This window comes from Mesobacillus harenae (assembly GCF_013343715.1).
GTDB lineage: Bacteria > Bacillota > Bacilli > Bacillales > Cytobacillaceae > Mesobacillus_A > Mesobacillus_A harenae.
Window position 1 is genome coordinate 57272 of the sequence record NZ_JABUNR010000019.1, and the last position, 16295, is coordinate 73566.

The window sequence follows — 16295 nt, forward strand, 5'->3', positions numbered from 1 at the left end:
ATATTAGACAAGGTGCTAAGTGATAACTATTTTAACTCTAAATTTGAGTAAGGCGGCTTATACCCTAAAAAAAACAACCACATGAGAATGGCTGTTTGTTAATTCATAAATGAGATTAAAACTTATAAAAGCTGCGAAGTAAATAGGAAACCCATTTACAATGGGAATGATTTCGGATATTTTCTAATAATCCTTTTACAATCACTGGGGCAAAAGTAGGTTTAAGTACTTGTTCCTTTAATAAAATTAACGATTCTTTCTCAATAGAATCGTTTATTTCTTCTATTTTCTGTTCCATGATTTCAAGCAGCTGCTCCTTTGTTACTTCGTCATTGATCGGCTGTTTATAAATCTGGATAAGTTCTTTTGAAATAAAAGGGATGGTTGTTTGTTTTGCTAATAAATTAGTTTTTTCAACAAGTGATTGAGACAGCAAGTCCAAATCTAAGGGTACGTTATGGAATAAAAATAACTCTGAATAGGTACTCATAAACGCTTTAATACAATAAATTAAGTCGTATTTTGTATCGCTAACCTGTTCGCCATATAACCGTTCAATCATTAGTAGGATACTTTTCTGCATTAATCTGTCATAGTAATGCATTTTAAAAATAAATTCCTTATTGAATGATTGTGTTTGCTCTTTGACGAAAAGCTTGGCGAAATCAGAATGCTTATGAAAAGAACTGAACGTCGTAAAATAAAATTCATACAAAAGCTCTTCCTCATTATTTGTACTAGTGACTATATAGTCAATATCTGATGTGATCTGCATCATAAAATGATCGATCAGCGCCAAAATTAATTCGTCTTTTGACTTGAAGGATAAGTAAAAAGCACCTTTAGAAATACCGGAATGCTCAGTTATTTGTTGTACGGATGTAGCTTCAAAACCTTGCTTTGCAAAGAGTTCTAACGCCTTTTCCATAATTAATTGTTTTTTAATCATATTTTATCACTCCTAGGTCATATCATTGACAAATGACCGGTTAGTCATTACTATAAGTAATTGAGTTTGATAAGTCAATCAAGGGCAGGTGTGCATGTGAAAGGTCTAGTCAATTTTGTTCTGAAAAATAAATTAGCAGTATGGTTGCTGACAATCATCATCACGGTATCTGGGATTTATTCAGGTACACGAATGAATATGGAAACCATACCGGATATCTCAATTCCTTACTTAATGGTAATGGATGTATATCCTGGAGCAACTCCAGAGAAAGTCATGGAGGATGTCTCTAAACCCCTAGAGAAAGCAATTGAAAATCTAGAGGGCGTAAAATCTGTTTATTCAAGTTCTTATTCTAACATGTCAAGTATTCAAGTGGAATACGAATACGGTGAAGATATGGATGAAGCGAATCGTGCATTAAAATCAGCTTTAGATTCTGTGGCCTTACCCGAAGGTGCACAGGCGCCAGTTGTTACAGCAATCAGCATGAATATGATGCCAGTTGTGGCACTAAGTATAAGCAGTTCAACAGGTGATATTGTTGAAACAACATCCACTGTTGAAGAGATTATCCTTCCTAAGATTGAAAAAATAGATGGAGTAGCATCAGCAACGATTACAGGTCAGCATATTGAAGAAGTCGAGCTTACTTACGACGAGGAGCGATTAGCTGAACTTGGTTTAACAGAAGATACAATAAAGCAAACGATCCAAGCGAGCAACCTGGCTGTTTCACTAGGTCTTTACGAATTTGAAGAAGGGGAGCAGGCTGTATCGGTTGACGGCAAATTCATGACAGCTGATGAATTAAGGGAAATGCTTATCCCTGTCACACCGACAGCTGAAAACCCATCGCCGTTTGTGGCACTTGAAGACATAGCTTCCATTGAAGTAGTTGGTAAAGTACAATCGGTTTCACGAACAAACGGTGAAGATGCTATTGCCATTCAAATTGTCAAAGGACAACAAGCAAACACGGTCGATGTTGTAAATGATGTTAAGGATTTAATTGAAGAAGAAGAGGCAAATATCGAAGGGCTGGTAATTGATGTAACAGTTGACCAGGGTGCCCCAATTCAAGAATCGGTTACGACGATGATTGAAAAAGCATTATTTGGCGGGTTAATTGCCGTATTAATTATCCTGCTGTTCCTGCGTGATTTTAAATCTACCATTATCTCAATTGTATCTATTCCAGTTTCGATCTTTATGGCTTTATTGCTGCTAAACTGGATGGGAATTACGCTAAATATAATGACGCTGGGTGCGATTACTGTTGCTATCGGCCGGGTAATCGATGATTCAATTGTCGTAGTTGAAAATATTTATCGGCGACTGCATTTAAGAGAAGAAAAGTTAACAGGGCGTGCACTTGTACGTGAAGCAACAATAGAAATGTTCAAACCAATCCTGTCATCTACACTAGTAACGGTTGCAGTATTTGCACCGCTAATCTTTGTTGGCGGCATGGTCGGGGAGCTATTCATGCCATTCGCATTAACAATGACGTTTGCGCTGGTTGCATCGTTAATTGTTGCGATTACCATTGTTCCAGCATTGTCTCACTTTCTATTTAAGAAGAAGTTATATAGTGAAAAGACAGAAAGCAGCCACAAAGAGACTGGTAAACTATCTAACTGGTATAAAGGGATTCTTGCGTGGACATTAAATCATAAAGTTGTTACCTCGCTAATTTCTGTTGTTTTATTAGCAGGCAGTGTGGCGTTAACGCCATTAATCGGCTTCAGTTTCATGGGAAGCGAAGAAGAAAAAGTGATGTACTTAACATATACGCCAGGAACAGGCGAACTTTCAGAAGAAACTCTGGAAAACATCGAGACGGTAGAAGAAGAGTTACTCCAACGCGATGATATTGAAATCGTTCAGTTATCCGTAACGGAGAGTGGCGATCCTATGTCGGCGATGATGGGTGGAGGAGGCGACGGTGCGTTAATGTACCTAATCTTTGACCCAGATATGGAAGACTTCCCAGGTGCTCGTGAAGAAATTGAAGAGTATGTATTCAACCTTGGACAGTCTGGCGAATGGAAAAGCCAGAACTTCACATCCATGACAGCTTCTACAAATGAAGTCAGCTACACATTCTACAGTGAGGATTTAACTAAACTTAATGAAGCTGTTAAAATGGTAGAAGGTGTTATGAGTGAAAATGAGGGATTAGAAGACGTTTCTTCAAGTGCAGAGGATGCTTACGTTGAGCATACCTTTAAGGTAGAACAAGATGAATTGCTCCAGTATGGATTAACTACAGGCCAAATCGTTATGATGCTGAGTCCAACAAACACTGAAGAAGTGTTAACAACAGTTGAAAATGATGGAGACACATTAGAAGTAATCGTTCAGCAAGAACAAGATACACAACCAGAGTCAATTGACGACATCTTAGCAACACAAGTTCCTACAGCGCTAGGAACAACAATGCCACTTTCTGAGCTAGTAACAGTTGAGAAAGGGACTACATTAAATACACTTTCAAGAAGTAAAGGTGAATACTATGCAACAGTTTCAGGAACAATCCTTGGCGATGATATTTCAACAGCAACATCTGAAGTTGATGAAGCAATTGAAGAATTAGATCTGCCTAAGGGTGTTACTGTTGGGGTAGCTGGTGTTGCTGCAGATATGAACGAAACATTTACACAGCTTGGGTTAGCAATGCTTGCAGCAATCGCTATCGTATACTTTATCCTTGTTGTAACCTTCCGTGAAGGTGTCGCACCGTTTGCGATTCTATTCTCATTGCCATTTGCGGTAATAGGTTCATTTGTTGGTCTATTAATTGGTGGTGAAACAATATCAGTATCGGTCATGATGGGTCTATTAATGTTAATAGGCATCGTTGTAACGAATGCCATCGTACTAGTAGACCGTATTATTCATATGGAACGCGATGGTATGAGCATGCGCGAAGCAGTACTAGAAGCAGGTGCTACTCGTCTCCGTCCAATCCTAATGACAGCACTAGCAACGATCGGTGCTTTAATTCCATTAGCAATTGGCTCTGGCGGTGGCGGCTTAATCTCAAAAGGCCTGGCCATTACAGTAATCGGTGGTTTAACAAGTTCAACATTATTAACATTAATTGTTGTTCCAATCGTTTATGAAGTATTATCTAAGGTATTTAAGAAAAATCGGAAAGAAGCAGAAGAAAACTAATAAACAAAAAGCCCTGCAAGCTGATAAGCTTGCAGGGATCAGACTGTAGAGCAAACTCGAAATATTTTCGGTTTGCCTATAGTCATTTTTATTTTAAATTGAAGAATAAAAGCAGTTTGGTTAGATTTCCACTGCGGGTGGACGCTCTCAGCGGGCGGGGCCGAACCGCTTTTCCAGCAGGACATTGATTGGGCATCCTCAAATTTGCCCACGCACGAAGAAAATACAAAAGCATTTTCGAGGAATCGCCACCCTGAGCTCCAATCGAGACGCAAAGAAACGATTGAACGTGTCTTTTTTGGTGCGAAAGAAGGGCATGGTAAGCAATGGATAACCTTACGAGGCCTTGAAAAAATGTCCATGAAGGCGATACTTACGTTTACTGTCATGAATTTGAAGAAACTAGCAACTTGGACTTGGCAGGGTGCTTGGAAGTTGACAATAAAGACTATTCCAAATGCTTTTAGATCATTTCCCAAAATAAAAACTAGCTGATTGAAGCGGAGGGTGCTTGACTCCTAGGGGATTAGCGTCACAGGCGAGACCCTGGACTGAGCGTAGCGAAGGAAGCGGCTCGACGGACGCCCCGGAAAGCAAGCGCCTGTAGCGGGAAATCAGCATTTCACTATCATTCTAAACAAAAAATGACAAAAGGAAACGTGAAAGAACTTCTCGCTTCCTTTTGTCGACAATCTGAGCCATGCAAGCTGGTAAGCTTGAATGGCATTTTTTTTGTAGGTAGCTGTATTTCAAAGCTGATGCTTACGATTATCCTTGGAAATCAATATGTTTAACAATCTTTTCACAAATTTCATGGGTAATGAATGAATCATCAATAGAAGGGTCAGGTGTCCTGTTAGTTTGCACGCAATCAATAAAGTGATCCATCATTTGATAGAAGCCTCGTTTATAGAGGGTTGGTTCCCAATCCCCGAATTTAGAGATCTTTATTTCTTTGTTATGAAAGTGAGTTGTCTCCACAAGGCTGTTGACTACATATTTATTATGGCCGGCCGTATACTCAATCGTCTCTTCCGTAACACCGCCATTTCGATTCATTACTCCAATAGCTATACACCCTTCACCAATAAGCTGTATGACCAAACTATCAAGCATTTCGCCAGTTCTAATAAACTCTGTCTTAACTTCCTTGACCTCTGAAGCGAGCAAAAATCTAAGTGTATCAACAACATGTATAAAATCTTCTACTACAAATCTTCTGACATAGTCAGGTGATGAAAACCTGTTTTTTTGCATGAGAATCAAGCTAGGATTACCATGATCCTTAAGTTCTTTAACTCTTGGTATAAATCTTCTATTAAAGCCAACCATTGCTATCTTGCCCATCTCTTTTGAGAGACTCACAATTCTTTTGGCTTCATGCAAATTCATAGAAATAGGCTTATCTATGTATACATTTATTCCACCTTTTAAAAGTTTTTCAGCAATTTCAAAATGTGCTTCTGTAGCAGTACTCACAATGGCTGCATCAATGTTTTTTGTTAAAAGTTCATCTGCAGTCTGAACCGTTTCTTGAACCCTGTACTTTTTTGATAGTATATTCAGGGTTTCGGCATTCCTTGTACAAAGTACGAGCTCTATATCTGCTCTTTCAGAAAGAACAGGTAAATAGGCCTTTTTAGCAATATCACCTAGTCCGATAATTCCGATTTTCATTTTTAACACCCCGCGATTGTTTGTTAAAAGGTCTGTTTATTTTCCATAGTCAATTTTTATCTTTTAGTTTTATCTGCCTGGAACGGGATTCTTGATTTTAACCTTATAAATCTGATATAAAATCAGAGCCAAGACAGATAAAATGATCCCTGAGATGTAAGGTAACCCAGTCGAGATCATAAAGAGCCAGCCGCCAAGAGGAGGACCGATAACGCGCCCAAGCGAATCAAAAGAGGATAATAGACCTGTTGTACTTCCATACCCTGCAGATGATGACTTTGTAAGCAGGGCAGAGACAGCTGGACGAATAAAGCCATTGCCAATTCCAAAAACCGTCAAATAAAGCGCAGCCGTTAAGCAACTATCGATAAATAAAATAAGGATGAATCCTAAAGCAGAAATGATAATACCAATTTGGATGACTAAACCTTCACCGTATTTTTTCGTTAGCCTTCCGACTATTCCACCTTGAACTAGCGCACCTGCTAACCCCATAATCATAAAGATATATCCAAGTTCTATGGTTCCTAAGTTAGCTCTTTCATAGGCAAAATACGCAAATGTAGCTTCAAGGCCAGATAGTGACAAAGATACAAACCATTGCAGAATAAACAGGATGGAAACCGGGCCTTTAAGTGCCTTAAGCAGTGGGGTTCTTTCCCGTAAATGATTATTGCGTTGTTCAGGAGTTAACGATTCCTTTAACACAAACGCTACAAGCAGAAATGTAATAATTGAAGAAGCACCGGCTATGTAAAAAGGAGTGGCTAAACTGGCTTGGGAAAATACTCCGCCAATTGCAGGCCCGAAAACAAATCCTAGACCGATCGCCGCACCAATGATTCCCATTCCCTTTCCTCTGTCTTCATCCGTTGTAATATCGGCCACATACGCCATAACTGTTGGCATGTTAGCAGAAGAGAAAAAGCCTCCGATAACTCTTGCAGCAAAAAGCATCCAAAGTGACGAAGATAGGGCCATTAAGAAGAAGGATAGAGCAAGGCCGAAGATACCAACCATAATAACAGGCTTACGTCCAATTCGGTCAGACACCCGCCCCCACATTGGAGCAAATAGAAGCTGCATAACGGAGTAAACGGCCATTAGCAGCCCTAATTGTGTAGGAGAAGCGCCAATTTCCTCTACGTAAAAGGGCAGTACTGGAATTATAATCCCGAAACCGACCATGACAAGAAACATAGCCGCAAATAAAACAGGTAATGCTTTTTTCGATTCCAAAATGATGTTCACTCCAGTTATTCATTAATTTTAAGTATTATTTAACGTTGTTATTTTATCACATTATGTGCTTTCTGGTTTCACTAGGCGAGGCTGTTTTGCCGTCTAAGCATAAATAAAGCCAAAAAGGCTCCGGCCTGTTTCGGTTCGGGAGCTTTTTAGATCGAATCAAGTAGAAGACCTAATATATAGTTTTCGGGCGCAGTATTTGTGAGCCTATCGAACAATACAATGGTTCAAACGTCAGCCTGTTACTCTTTTTTGCAGGTTTACAAAATGCTGCTGGTAAGCATCAGATTCAAGGTTCATACCCATTTCACGGTGAATTTTAGAGAGCCATTGAACAGGCTTAGGACTGCTTGGCTTAAACTCCATTTCCCAGCTAAAGCATTCAATGGCCTTGTCAAAATGCTTAAATTCATAGTAAAGTTCACCTAGACGCTGGAGCTGATCAAGGTCATTGGCTAGGCTTTTAATTTGATTGACCTTTATATATACTTCCAGTTCTTCGCAATATCCATTCAAGGGAGACAGCCATTTGGTGACAAAATCGATATCATGCTTTTTGATCAATGAAAAGATACACTTTTTAAGAAGCAGTCCGGCAGTATGGGGGCTAGCATCGAACAATGGCGACATTAACTTTGCCAGCGTTTCAGGTTTTAATGGATCAGTTTCAAAATCCAAATCTGCTACAAACCTTTCAATAATTTTTTCCTGGGAAGGGCTAATCTTTAAGGGGTAGTTCTTCATGATCGTCAAAATTCTCTCCAAGTTATTCTGACTAAAATATTTTTCGAAGAGATCATGATTCAATGGTTCGAAGTTGGTTAGGCGGGAAGCTATATTTTCTAATATCTCTACGGTTTCGTCTTCGGTCAAATGGTGTTCAAGCAGCTGTAAAAGAGGCTTGTAATAACTGGCTGAAGGAGACTCGAGCAGTTTGTAAATATATAAAGTACTTAGGTCAATCCAACGTGATTCTTTTTCCAGAATAGCTACAAGTTTGGATAGTATTTCAGGGTTATCTATCTTTTTGTAAAAAGTTTGCTCAGCATAAATTGGATCTTTCTTTAAGACGCTTTCTGAATTCTGGTTATATTGATCTGCGAATTTTCTGAATGCCATTTCGCTTTCAAGCTTTTGCACTAAGCTATGCTTTGGAGCAAAACCCTTTAGTAGATGAAAGATTTGATAGCCGGCAAACATTTGCCCGTTTCTTCGGAATTCATAAAAGATCTCAAGGATCTCTTTAAATAAGTCCTTTTTTGGGATGAATGATTCAAAGAAGGTGAGGATGAGAGCTCGTTCATGTGGAGTGTAATGGGCTTCTAGCTTTTTTAATAATTGTTTAAAGCCAAGAGTCTTTAAAGGAAGTGAATTGGAAAGCAGGGCGTTTATTAGCGGGTGGGGGGCAACCAGAACAAAGTCTTCCGCTTTAAAAGCATGTTCAATGTGGGAGTGCCTGCGGAGCTTTTTGGTCTTCATGGCAGTAAGAAATTGCTGTTTATAAAAAAATAAATAGTAAACTTCATTATCTTCAGAATAGGCCTCGATTATTTCACTTTGCATGTAAAAACCCATACGTTCGGGACGCAAGCGAATCGCCTTTTGATGGTTATATAACAAGAATTGGGATTGAGTCATACTATTTTCCACCTTTCTCTTATATTACATCCACTATAACATAGGTTAGAGGGAAGCTCACTACACCCCTAAGAAACTAGGGGTGGATTAAGGGTGTGTATTTCGCTAAATTCAGTGCGATCACTTAAATTCATAAAACCCTATCATAAACCTCACGTCTTGGTGCTTACATAAATAATCAAGCTCTGATGAAGCCAGAAATGCTGTATTTGTAATAAAGCTAAGGTGGCTTGGCTAAAATAATGTAATAAAGGAGTCGCTAAAATTTATCGCTTTGCGGACGTACATCGAGCGTGTCTTTCTCTTCATCGCCTATGGGGTCTCAATTTATTTTCTGCAGATACTGAAGAAACCTTGAGCAAGACTGCACGATGAAAATGCGTATGGATTTTCAAGAAGTCTCGTAAATTGACTCCTGTTTTCTAATATAAACTTACAACGGATTTAACACGCTAAAAATAAAAGATAGTGCTATACTTGAGAGATGTTTGCTGTATGGAAAGGAGTAATCCTCATGAAGTATATAAAATCGCAAATGAAGCAGCTGATCAGTGACAATAAAGAGCTGCAATCGCGTTTACAAAAGCTAATGAAAGAACACGACCTTGAAAAAAACTTTGCACTAAAGGCCTTGTACCATTCAGAAGTTGCCGAAGGCGGAAAGTACCAATTAGCATACCAAGCACTTGACTTGCCCAAAGGGTAGGTCATTTTTATTTTTCAGGCTATTTCCTATTCGTTCATATCTCATACCAATTTACGATTTGGAGTCTGTACCAAAGATCCTGCTGCTTTTCTTGTGAATAGTTAAGCAATTTATAATGCCAGCAAGGATCATAGTGCAAATTCAAACAAAGGCAAATTTTCCTAATATTTCGCAAATAGGAGTATTCAGGAGGAATTAGGTGTATTATGGAAAATTATTATAGCTGATTTCCTCTGTTCCTTGATTAACCCCAATTATATACAGTAAGCCCTCTATATGCGCTTTGACGCTTAATCCTTTAAAAGGTTATGATAAATATCGTTAGAATTGGTAAAAAGGAGGAATGAACATTATTCAAATGACAAAATCATCAGAGTCAGATTTCACTACTCCATATGGGTTTCGTGAACCCAATAAAGAAGATGGAGCAAACATATGGGAGCTAGTTAAAAGCACTCAGACATTGGATTTAAACTCAGCATATTCTTACCTTATGCTGTGTGAACTTTTTTCAGATACATGCGTCATTGCAGAAGATGAAGATCAAGTCATCGGCTTTGTGTCCGCTTTCCGTCAGCCTCAATCGCCTAATACCATTTTTGTTTGGCAGGTGGCCGTTCATGAATCATACCGAGGCAAAGGAATAGCAAAAAAGCTTTTAAAAGAGTTATTAAGCCGGCAATCTTGTGAAAATGTTCACTATATGGAGTCCACAGTTTCTCCGTCTAACCTGCCATCTCAATCCCTTTTTAAAGGCTTGGCCAATCATTTAAAATGTCCCTGTGAAGTCTCAGAGTGCTTTACTGAAGACTTATTTCCGGAATCCGGACATGAAGCCGAGCAAACCTATCGAATAGGTCCTTTTTAATTAAAATCACTACAATTATATCTTCAACAAGGCTAGTTTTAGCTCAAAAAAATTGAATATTCAGAGAGGTTGTGTTCAAATGCAAGGATTAACAGAATTAAAATCACAGCTAAGTGTTTTTGAAGATCATGAATCTGAAGTACGCAGCTATATTCGCAGTTTCCCAGTTACTTTTGGCAAAGCAAAAGGATCGATCATGTGGGATATAAATGGCAATGAATATATTGATTTTTTTGCAGGAGCAGGAGCACTAAATTATGGCCACAATCATCCGGTAATGAAGGAAAAATTACTGAGTTATATAGCCGAGGATGGTATTAGCCATAGTCTTGATATGGGTACGGATGCCAAGGCTGAATTTCTAAAGAGATTTGATAAAGTCATTCTTAAGCCTAGGGATTTAGACTATAAAGTAATGTTTCCAGGACCTACTGGTACGAATACTGTTGAAAGCGCTCTAAAACTGGCCCGAAAGGTAACAGGGCGGGAACTGGTCATCAGTTTTACTAACGCCTTTCATGGTATGACGATCGGCGCTTTGTCAATAACAGGGAATTCTTTTAAGCGCCATGGAGCAGGAATCCCGCTGCAAAACAGCGTCGCTATGCCTTTTGACCGCTATTTAGGAAATGACGTTAATACAGTTGATTACTTAGACCGGTTTCTTGAAGATAGCGGAAGCGGTGTTGCTCTTCCGGCTGCTATTATTTTGGAAACAGTACAGGGTGAAGGCGGTTTAAATGTAGCGAACAGTGAGTGGCTTAGTCAAATTGAGGCTATATGCCGGCGTTGGGACATTCTGCTGATTGTTGATGATGTTCAAGCTGGATGTGGAAGAACAGGATCATTCTTTAGCTTTGAAGAATCAGGGATAAAACCTGACATCGTTTGTTTATCAAAATCTATCAGTGGTTATGGGCTTCCTATGGCTCTAACTTTGATTAAACCTGAATACGATATCTGGGGACCGGGTGAGCATAACGGTACTTTCCGAGGAAATAATCTTGCTTTTATTACAGCTGCTGAGGCACTCTCCTATTGGGAGACAGATGAGTTTAGTAAGGATATTGAAGAAAAGGGGAATCTTGTTGGAAGTTTCTTAGAGAGGCTGGCGAACGAATATCCGGAGTTAGAGGGTGAAGTTCGCGGTAAGGGTCTGATGAGAGGGATTGCTTCCGGTGTTGATGGTTTGGCAGATAAAATTTGCCAGCAGGCCTTTAAACGGGGAGTCATTATGGAGACATCGGGACCTAACAGTGAGGTATTTAAAATTATGCCTGCCTTAACGATTGAATGTGATGAGTTATCCCGCGGGTTTGCAATTGTAGAAGAAAGTGTTAAAGCTTGTTTAAACAAATAGAGGAGGAATGGAATTGATAGTAAAATCTTTAGATGAAATTATAGGAACAAATGATCATGTTGACGACCAAAATTGGGAAAGCAGACGATTTATCCTAAAAAAGGATGGCATGGGGTTCTCACTTCATGACACAATTATTCGAGCAGGTACAGAGTCCATATTCTGGTATAAGTATCATCAAGAAGCTGTATATTGTATCGAAGGAGAAGGGGAAATAGAAGACCTTACCGATGGAAAGGTCTATAAAATAAAGGCTGGTACGATGTACGCATTAGATGGCAATGAAAAGCATTGCCTGCGGGCGAAAACGAATATGAGAATGGTTTGTGTGTTTAATCCGCCATGTACGGGCAGGGAAACACATGATGAAGAGGGAGCTTACAGGCTGCCCACAGAGGAAGCAAACATATAAAAGATTACTAAAGAGGTGACAAGATTGAAAGACTTATACCCATCAAGGAAGAATGACTATCCAACTATTTCTGAACGAAAAGATCCTGTTGTATACACACCACTAACTCAACCAGGTCCTCTTAGTAAGGAGCAAATGAAATCCTTTGATGAAAATGGGTATTTGTTCTTAGATAAGTTTTTTAATGAATCTGAAGTGGCTGCAATGCGCACTGAACTTTCCAAACTTATGGAAGCTAAAAAGGATTCAGAGGATAAGAGAGTGATTCGTGAACCAGAAAGCCAAGAGGTGCGTTCAATATTTGAAGTCCACGAATTGGATGATTACTTCCAGTCACTTTCCAGAGAGCAGCGTCTGGTCGATGTTTTAAATCAGCTTTTAGGCAGTGAGGTATACATTCATCAGTCAAGGATCAACCTTAAATCAGGCTTTAATGGGAAGGAATTCTATTGGCATTCTGATTTCGAGACATGGCATGTGGAAGATGGAATGCCAAATATGAGGGCAATTAGCTGCTCGATTACGTTAACGGAAAATACTCCATTTAATGGGCCGCTAATGCTAATACCAGGTTCGCATAAATATTTTGTGTCATGTGTAGGGGAAACGCCGGAAGCAAATTACGAAAAGTCACTTCGCAGGCAAGAGCTTGGCGTCCCTGATAAAGAAAGCCTGACTAAGCTGGCAGATCAGGGTGGAATTGTCGCTCCTACTGGTCCAGCGGGTTCTGTCATCTTATTTGACTGCAATATCATGCATGGCTCAAATAGTAATATTACACCTGCTCCGCGAAGCAATGTGTTCTTTGTGTTTAATAGTGTCGAGAACAAGTTAGTTGCGCCCTTCTCTGGCCAAAAGCATCGGCCGTCATACATTGCCGCCCGGGAAAAGGTAGCAGAGAAGGTTTAACCTTCGCCAGGATGCTCTGACCGAAATTAAAACTGCATACAAAGACAGGAAGGCACCTAATAAAGTGCCTTCTAGTCAGGCTGTCGAGAAACCCTCGACAGCCTTTTTTGACTGCTTTTGTACCTTTGTTGTTTTTAACAAAAGCTGTCGTTAATTGCTACTTCTCGATTTAACTTGGCGAACTCAAATAACATTAAAGGGCCGAAAAAAATACCCTATAAACCTAAGAGGAAAGTTAAGATGATATGTTTTGATCTTTATTGAATGAAAGAGTAAAGTCCTTGGCCTTCACATTCATAAATACGTTGATGACAAAGAACAACACACTTAGAACAAGTATATTAGGGAAAACCATAAGCAAGAACATTAAGGAATCATTGCCCACTAACATGAATGATAAGCCCAGCATAAAAGGTGGAAAAGAGATGTTATAAAGCCAGAAATGAAGTTTTGCCAATAAGGTTTCACCAGCTTTTGGGAATAGAACATACAGGAATCCAAATAACGCCATTGAAGCCCAGCCGACAAGGTTGATGTGAGCATGTGCTCCGGCTAGTCTATGATCCTGGATAATTTCCATTGTAAGCCCCATGCCAACTCCAACTAAGAAATAAAGAGCTGCAATCTTTAAAAACAAAACACCTAATTTCATTGTACCCCTCCCTGAATAAAAATTTCTAACAGTTAGACTATATAGAGCTTACCGGGATGATATACCTATAATTTAATTCTTAGTACAAAACCTTCACGGATATTACTCTTTAAATCTAAGGATTGCTATCCCGCGACAAAATCTTTTCCATAACGTTACAAGTTTCATCAAAGGATTAAATTACTAGATAATTGAAGTTTTATGTATGGAATATTTTATATCCCATGCAGTTATCAATTATTAGGAGGAATGTTATGAAACTTGGTTGGAGCTTTAGAAAAATGATAGGAATCTCTTTTACCCTAATGCTTTTGTTTGTTGCAGCAATACCTGCTTTTGCTAGGGTTCAAAACGATGATCGCGTTATATCGGCACATCAGGATAATGAGTATGCTTATGTCCAATTTGATGATCAACCAATCGCATCTTATGCCGGATCTATTAATGGCTATGAATCTACAAAACCACCAAAGGGTCAAAAACTAAATCTGAACTCATCCGAAGCGAAAAAGTACGGAAAACGACTGGAAGCTCAACGGGAGAACTATAAAAAGTGGCTGGCGAAACAGCTTCCACAAGTAGAAGTTGTAACTGAATACGCAGTAACCTATCACGGGATTGGCCTCAAGCTTAATGGCGCCTCCTTAAAGGAAGTAAGCCGCGGGCCAGGGGTTATGAGCACTGGTTACAGTGGAACCTATCAAAAGGCAATGAGTGAAAGCACAACTTTAATTAATGCTGAGCCTATATGGAATGCATTACGAGGTCAGGAAAAAGCAGGTAAAGGAATAAAGGTTGGTATAATTGACTCCGGAATTGACCAGGCTCATGAATTCCTTCAGCCAAATGAAGGGATGATTATGCCAGAGGGCTACCCGAAAGGAGATACAAGCCTTACTACTAAAAAAGTTATCGCTGCGAAAGTATTTCATCAAGAGCCATGGCATACTGCAAAAGCGGTAGACAGCCATGGTACACATGTGGCTGGAACTGTCGCTGGTAAAGCTGGTACTGTACCTTTATTGGGGGATAAGACCTTAAGTGGGGTGGCCCCCGGAGCTTACTTAGGAAATTATAATGTATTTCCAGGTGCAGTCGAAGATGCGAAAAGTCTTTTCATAGCAAAGGCTGTTGAAGAAGCTGTAATGGATGGCATGGATGTTTTAAATCTTAGCCTGGGAGGAACGCCTCATAAGGGTGCTGACCTGCTTGACATGACCGTAAATGCCGCTGTTGATGCTGGAGTTGTTGTAGCGATTTCAGCTGGAAACTCAGGACCAGGAAACTATACAGTAGGTTCCCCGGGCACGGCCGATAAAGTAATCACAGTTGCGGCCACGACCAATAGCCGATCATTCGCAATGTACCTGATATCTGATGCCTTTTTAGGTTCAGGTGGTAGAACCGTGGCTACCACGGGAACCCAGGGAGGAGAAGTAAAGGAGGAGTTGTTAGGTGAGTACGCAGTGTGGGCTGACTTTGCCGGAGGTGACAAGCTAGCTTGTACTCCCATCACTGGAAAACCATTAAAAGACAAACTTGCAGTAATCCAGCGAGGAACATGCGCATTCGCAACAAAAATTAACAATGCCGCCGCTGCTGGGGCAAAAGGAGTTATCATCTATCAGCTTGATGGTGTCAATGAACCAATCCCAATGTCCAGTGACGGAGCTGAGATTCCTGCTATAATGATTGGCAATGAGGCAGGGAAAAATCTTATAGAATTTACGGATGACCGTAACGTCACTATCACATATCCATTGGCAGAAATCGAAGCAACTCCAAATCTGCTTGCAAATTTCAGCTCTTGGGGGCCAACGCCAAATTACACATTAAAACCTGACTTAGCGGCTCCGGGTGTTAATATTTATTCTTCGGTTGTTGGTGGAGGCTATGAGCTTTATCAAGGCACATCGATGGCATCTCCTCATGTAGCAGGTGCAGCAGCGTTGCTTCTGGCAAATAGTCAAGCAAACCAATTAAATTGGGGACCAGTAGAAGTCAAATCTGCCCTAATGGGAACGGCACAAGATTTGGCTGGAAGTGTATTGCCTGATACGGATGTATCAGATCCACTAAAGGTAGGTGCAGGCCTTATTGATCTTGGCCAGGCGATGTCTCCACCGGCAATGGCAATGCCCTCTTCCTTAAGTTTTGGACTCGTACGGCCTGTTGGAAACCAAAACTATCAGATGACATTCACACTAATGAACCCGTCTGATGGTCCGCAGATGTTTAACATAAGTGCTGATAATAACTTAAGTTTAAGCGATTCTGAAGTAACTCTTGGGCCACATGAAAGTGCACAAGTTACTGTCACCGTCCAAAACCGCGGTACCCATACAGGTGGACAGAAGGTTACTCCTAACTACGAGCGCGGATACATTACCGTAACATCCGGGAATGGTAACATTCGAATCCCTTATCTATATTTAATAGATTATAACCGCTAAATAAATTTGAAAAGGAAGATCATTGCTGAAGAGCAGTCTTCCTTTTTTTTTGACTCAGTAAAGGTACAATCAATCAGGAATGCAGCAAACATGAAGATGGAATACCATGCTATAATACAGGCATTGCTGCGTCCCATAAGCTGAAGGATTATTCTGGGAATATATTGACAATATAATAAGTGATATGATATTTAAATAGTAAATAGCACTCTAAATATTAGATTGCTAACATGTCTTGAAAGG

At 39.9% G+C, this 16295-nt stretch carries 13 protein-coding genes; 8 read left to right on the plus strand and 5 right to left on the minus strand.

Going from position 1 to position 16295, the window contains the following annotated elements; translation table 11 throughout:
* Positions 1–115: 115 nt before the first annotated feature.
* Complete coding sequence (locus tag HRJ06_RS19700) at positions 116–949, minus strand: TetR/AcrR family transcriptional regulator (RefSeq protein ID WP_174734684.1); 834 nt, start codon at positions 947–949, stop codon at positions 116–118.
* A gap of 96 nt (positions 950–1045) precedes the next feature.
* Here HRJ06_RS19700 and HRJ06_RS19705 point away from each other — a divergent pair, with 96 nt between their 5' ends.
* Both HRJ06_RS19705 and HRJ06_RS19710 read left to right on the plus strand, forming a co-directional pair.
* Positions 1046–4129, plus strand: a complete 3084-nt coding sequence (locus HRJ06_RS19705) for an efflux RND transporter permease subunit (protein WP_174734685.1) — start codon at positions 1046–1048, stop codon at positions 4127–4129.
* A 183-nt stretch (positions 4130–4312) separates the two neighbouring features.
* Positions 4313–4624, plus strand: coding sequence for a transposase (locus tag HRJ06_RS19710; protein ID WP_338421127.1), 312 nt, complete (start codon positions 4313–4315; stop codon positions 4622–4624).
* Between the two features lie 273 nt (positions 4625–4897).
* On the opposite strand, the gene HRJ06_RS19715 is transcribed toward HRJ06_RS19710, so the two are convergent.
* The 3 genes from HRJ06_RS19715 to HRJ06_RS19725 all read right to left on the minus strand — a co-directional run bounded on the left by HRJ06_RS19715 (position 4898) and on the right by HRJ06_RS19725 (position 8692).
* Positions 4898–5806, minus strand: a complete 909-nt coding sequence (locus tag HRJ06_RS19715; RefSeq protein WP_174734686.1) for a Gfo/Idh/MocA family protein — start codon at positions 5804–5806, stop codon at positions 4898–4900.
* A gap of 69 nt (positions 5807–5875) precedes the next feature.
* Positions 5876–7045: an MFS transporter gene (locus tag HRJ06_RS19720; RefSeq protein ID WP_174734687.1), complete on the minus strand. Its 1170-nt coding sequence runs from the start codon at positions 7043–7045 to the stop codon at positions 5876–5878.
* 243 nt (positions 7046–7288) lie between these two features.
* Complete coding sequence (locus HRJ06_RS19725; protein ID WP_174734688.1) at positions 7289–8692, minus strand: hypothetical protein; 1404 nt, start codon at positions 8690–8692, stop codon at positions 7289–7291.
* Positions 8693–9206: 514 nt separating this feature from the next.
* Here HRJ06_RS19725 and HRJ06_RS19730 point away from each other — a divergent pair.
* From HRJ06_RS19730 to thpD, 5 genes are all read left to right on the plus strand, one after another.
* Entirely contained in the window at positions 9207–9398 is a 192-nt protein-coding gene (locus HRJ06_RS19730; protein ID WP_174734689.1) for a hypothetical protein, read from the plus strand.
* A gap of 343 nt (positions 9399–9741) precedes the next feature.
* Positions 9742–10266 (plus strand): diaminobutyrate acetyltransferase, encoded by a 525-nt coding sequence (ectA, locus tag HRJ06_RS19735; protein ID WP_242035308.1) that lies wholly within the window; start codon positions 9742–9744, stop codon positions 10264–10266.
* Positions 10267–10345: 79 nt separating this feature from the next.
* The gene (ectB, locus tag HRJ06_RS19740; protein WP_174734690.1) at positions 10346–11626 is read left to right on the plus strand and encodes a diaminobutyrate--2-oxoglutarate transaminase; all 1281 of its coding nucleotides are present in this window, start codon (positions 10346–10348) and stop codon (positions 11624–11626) included.
* 13 nt (positions 11627–11639) lie between these two features.
* Positions 11640–12038: an ectoine synthase gene (locus HRJ06_RS19745; protein WP_174734691.1), complete on the plus strand. Its 399-nt coding sequence runs from the start codon at positions 11640–11642 to the stop codon at positions 12036–12038.
* 24 nt (positions 12039–12062) lie between these two features.
* Complete coding sequence (thpD, locus tag HRJ06_RS19750; RefSeq protein ID WP_174734692.1) at positions 12063–12947, plus strand: ectoine hydroxylase; 885 nt, start codon at positions 12063–12065, stop codon at positions 12945–12947.
* Between the two features lie 235 nt (positions 12948–13182).
* Here the strand turns inward: thpD and HRJ06_RS19755 are convergent, their stop codons facing one another.
* On the minus strand, positions 13183–13599 hold the full coding sequence (locus HRJ06_RS19755) for a cytochrome-c oxidase (RefSeq protein WP_174734693.1): 417 nt from the start codon (positions 13597–13599) through the stop codon (positions 13183–13185).
* Positions 13600–13853: 254 nt separating this feature from the next.
* Here HRJ06_RS19755 and HRJ06_RS19760 point away from each other — a divergent pair, with 254 nt between their 5' ends.
* Positions 13854–16052: a S8 family serine peptidase gene (locus HRJ06_RS19760; protein WP_174734694.1), complete on the plus strand. Its 2199-nt coding sequence runs from the start codon at positions 13854–13856 to the stop codon at positions 16050–16052.
* The last annotated feature ends 243 nt before the right edge of the window (positions 16053–16295 follow it).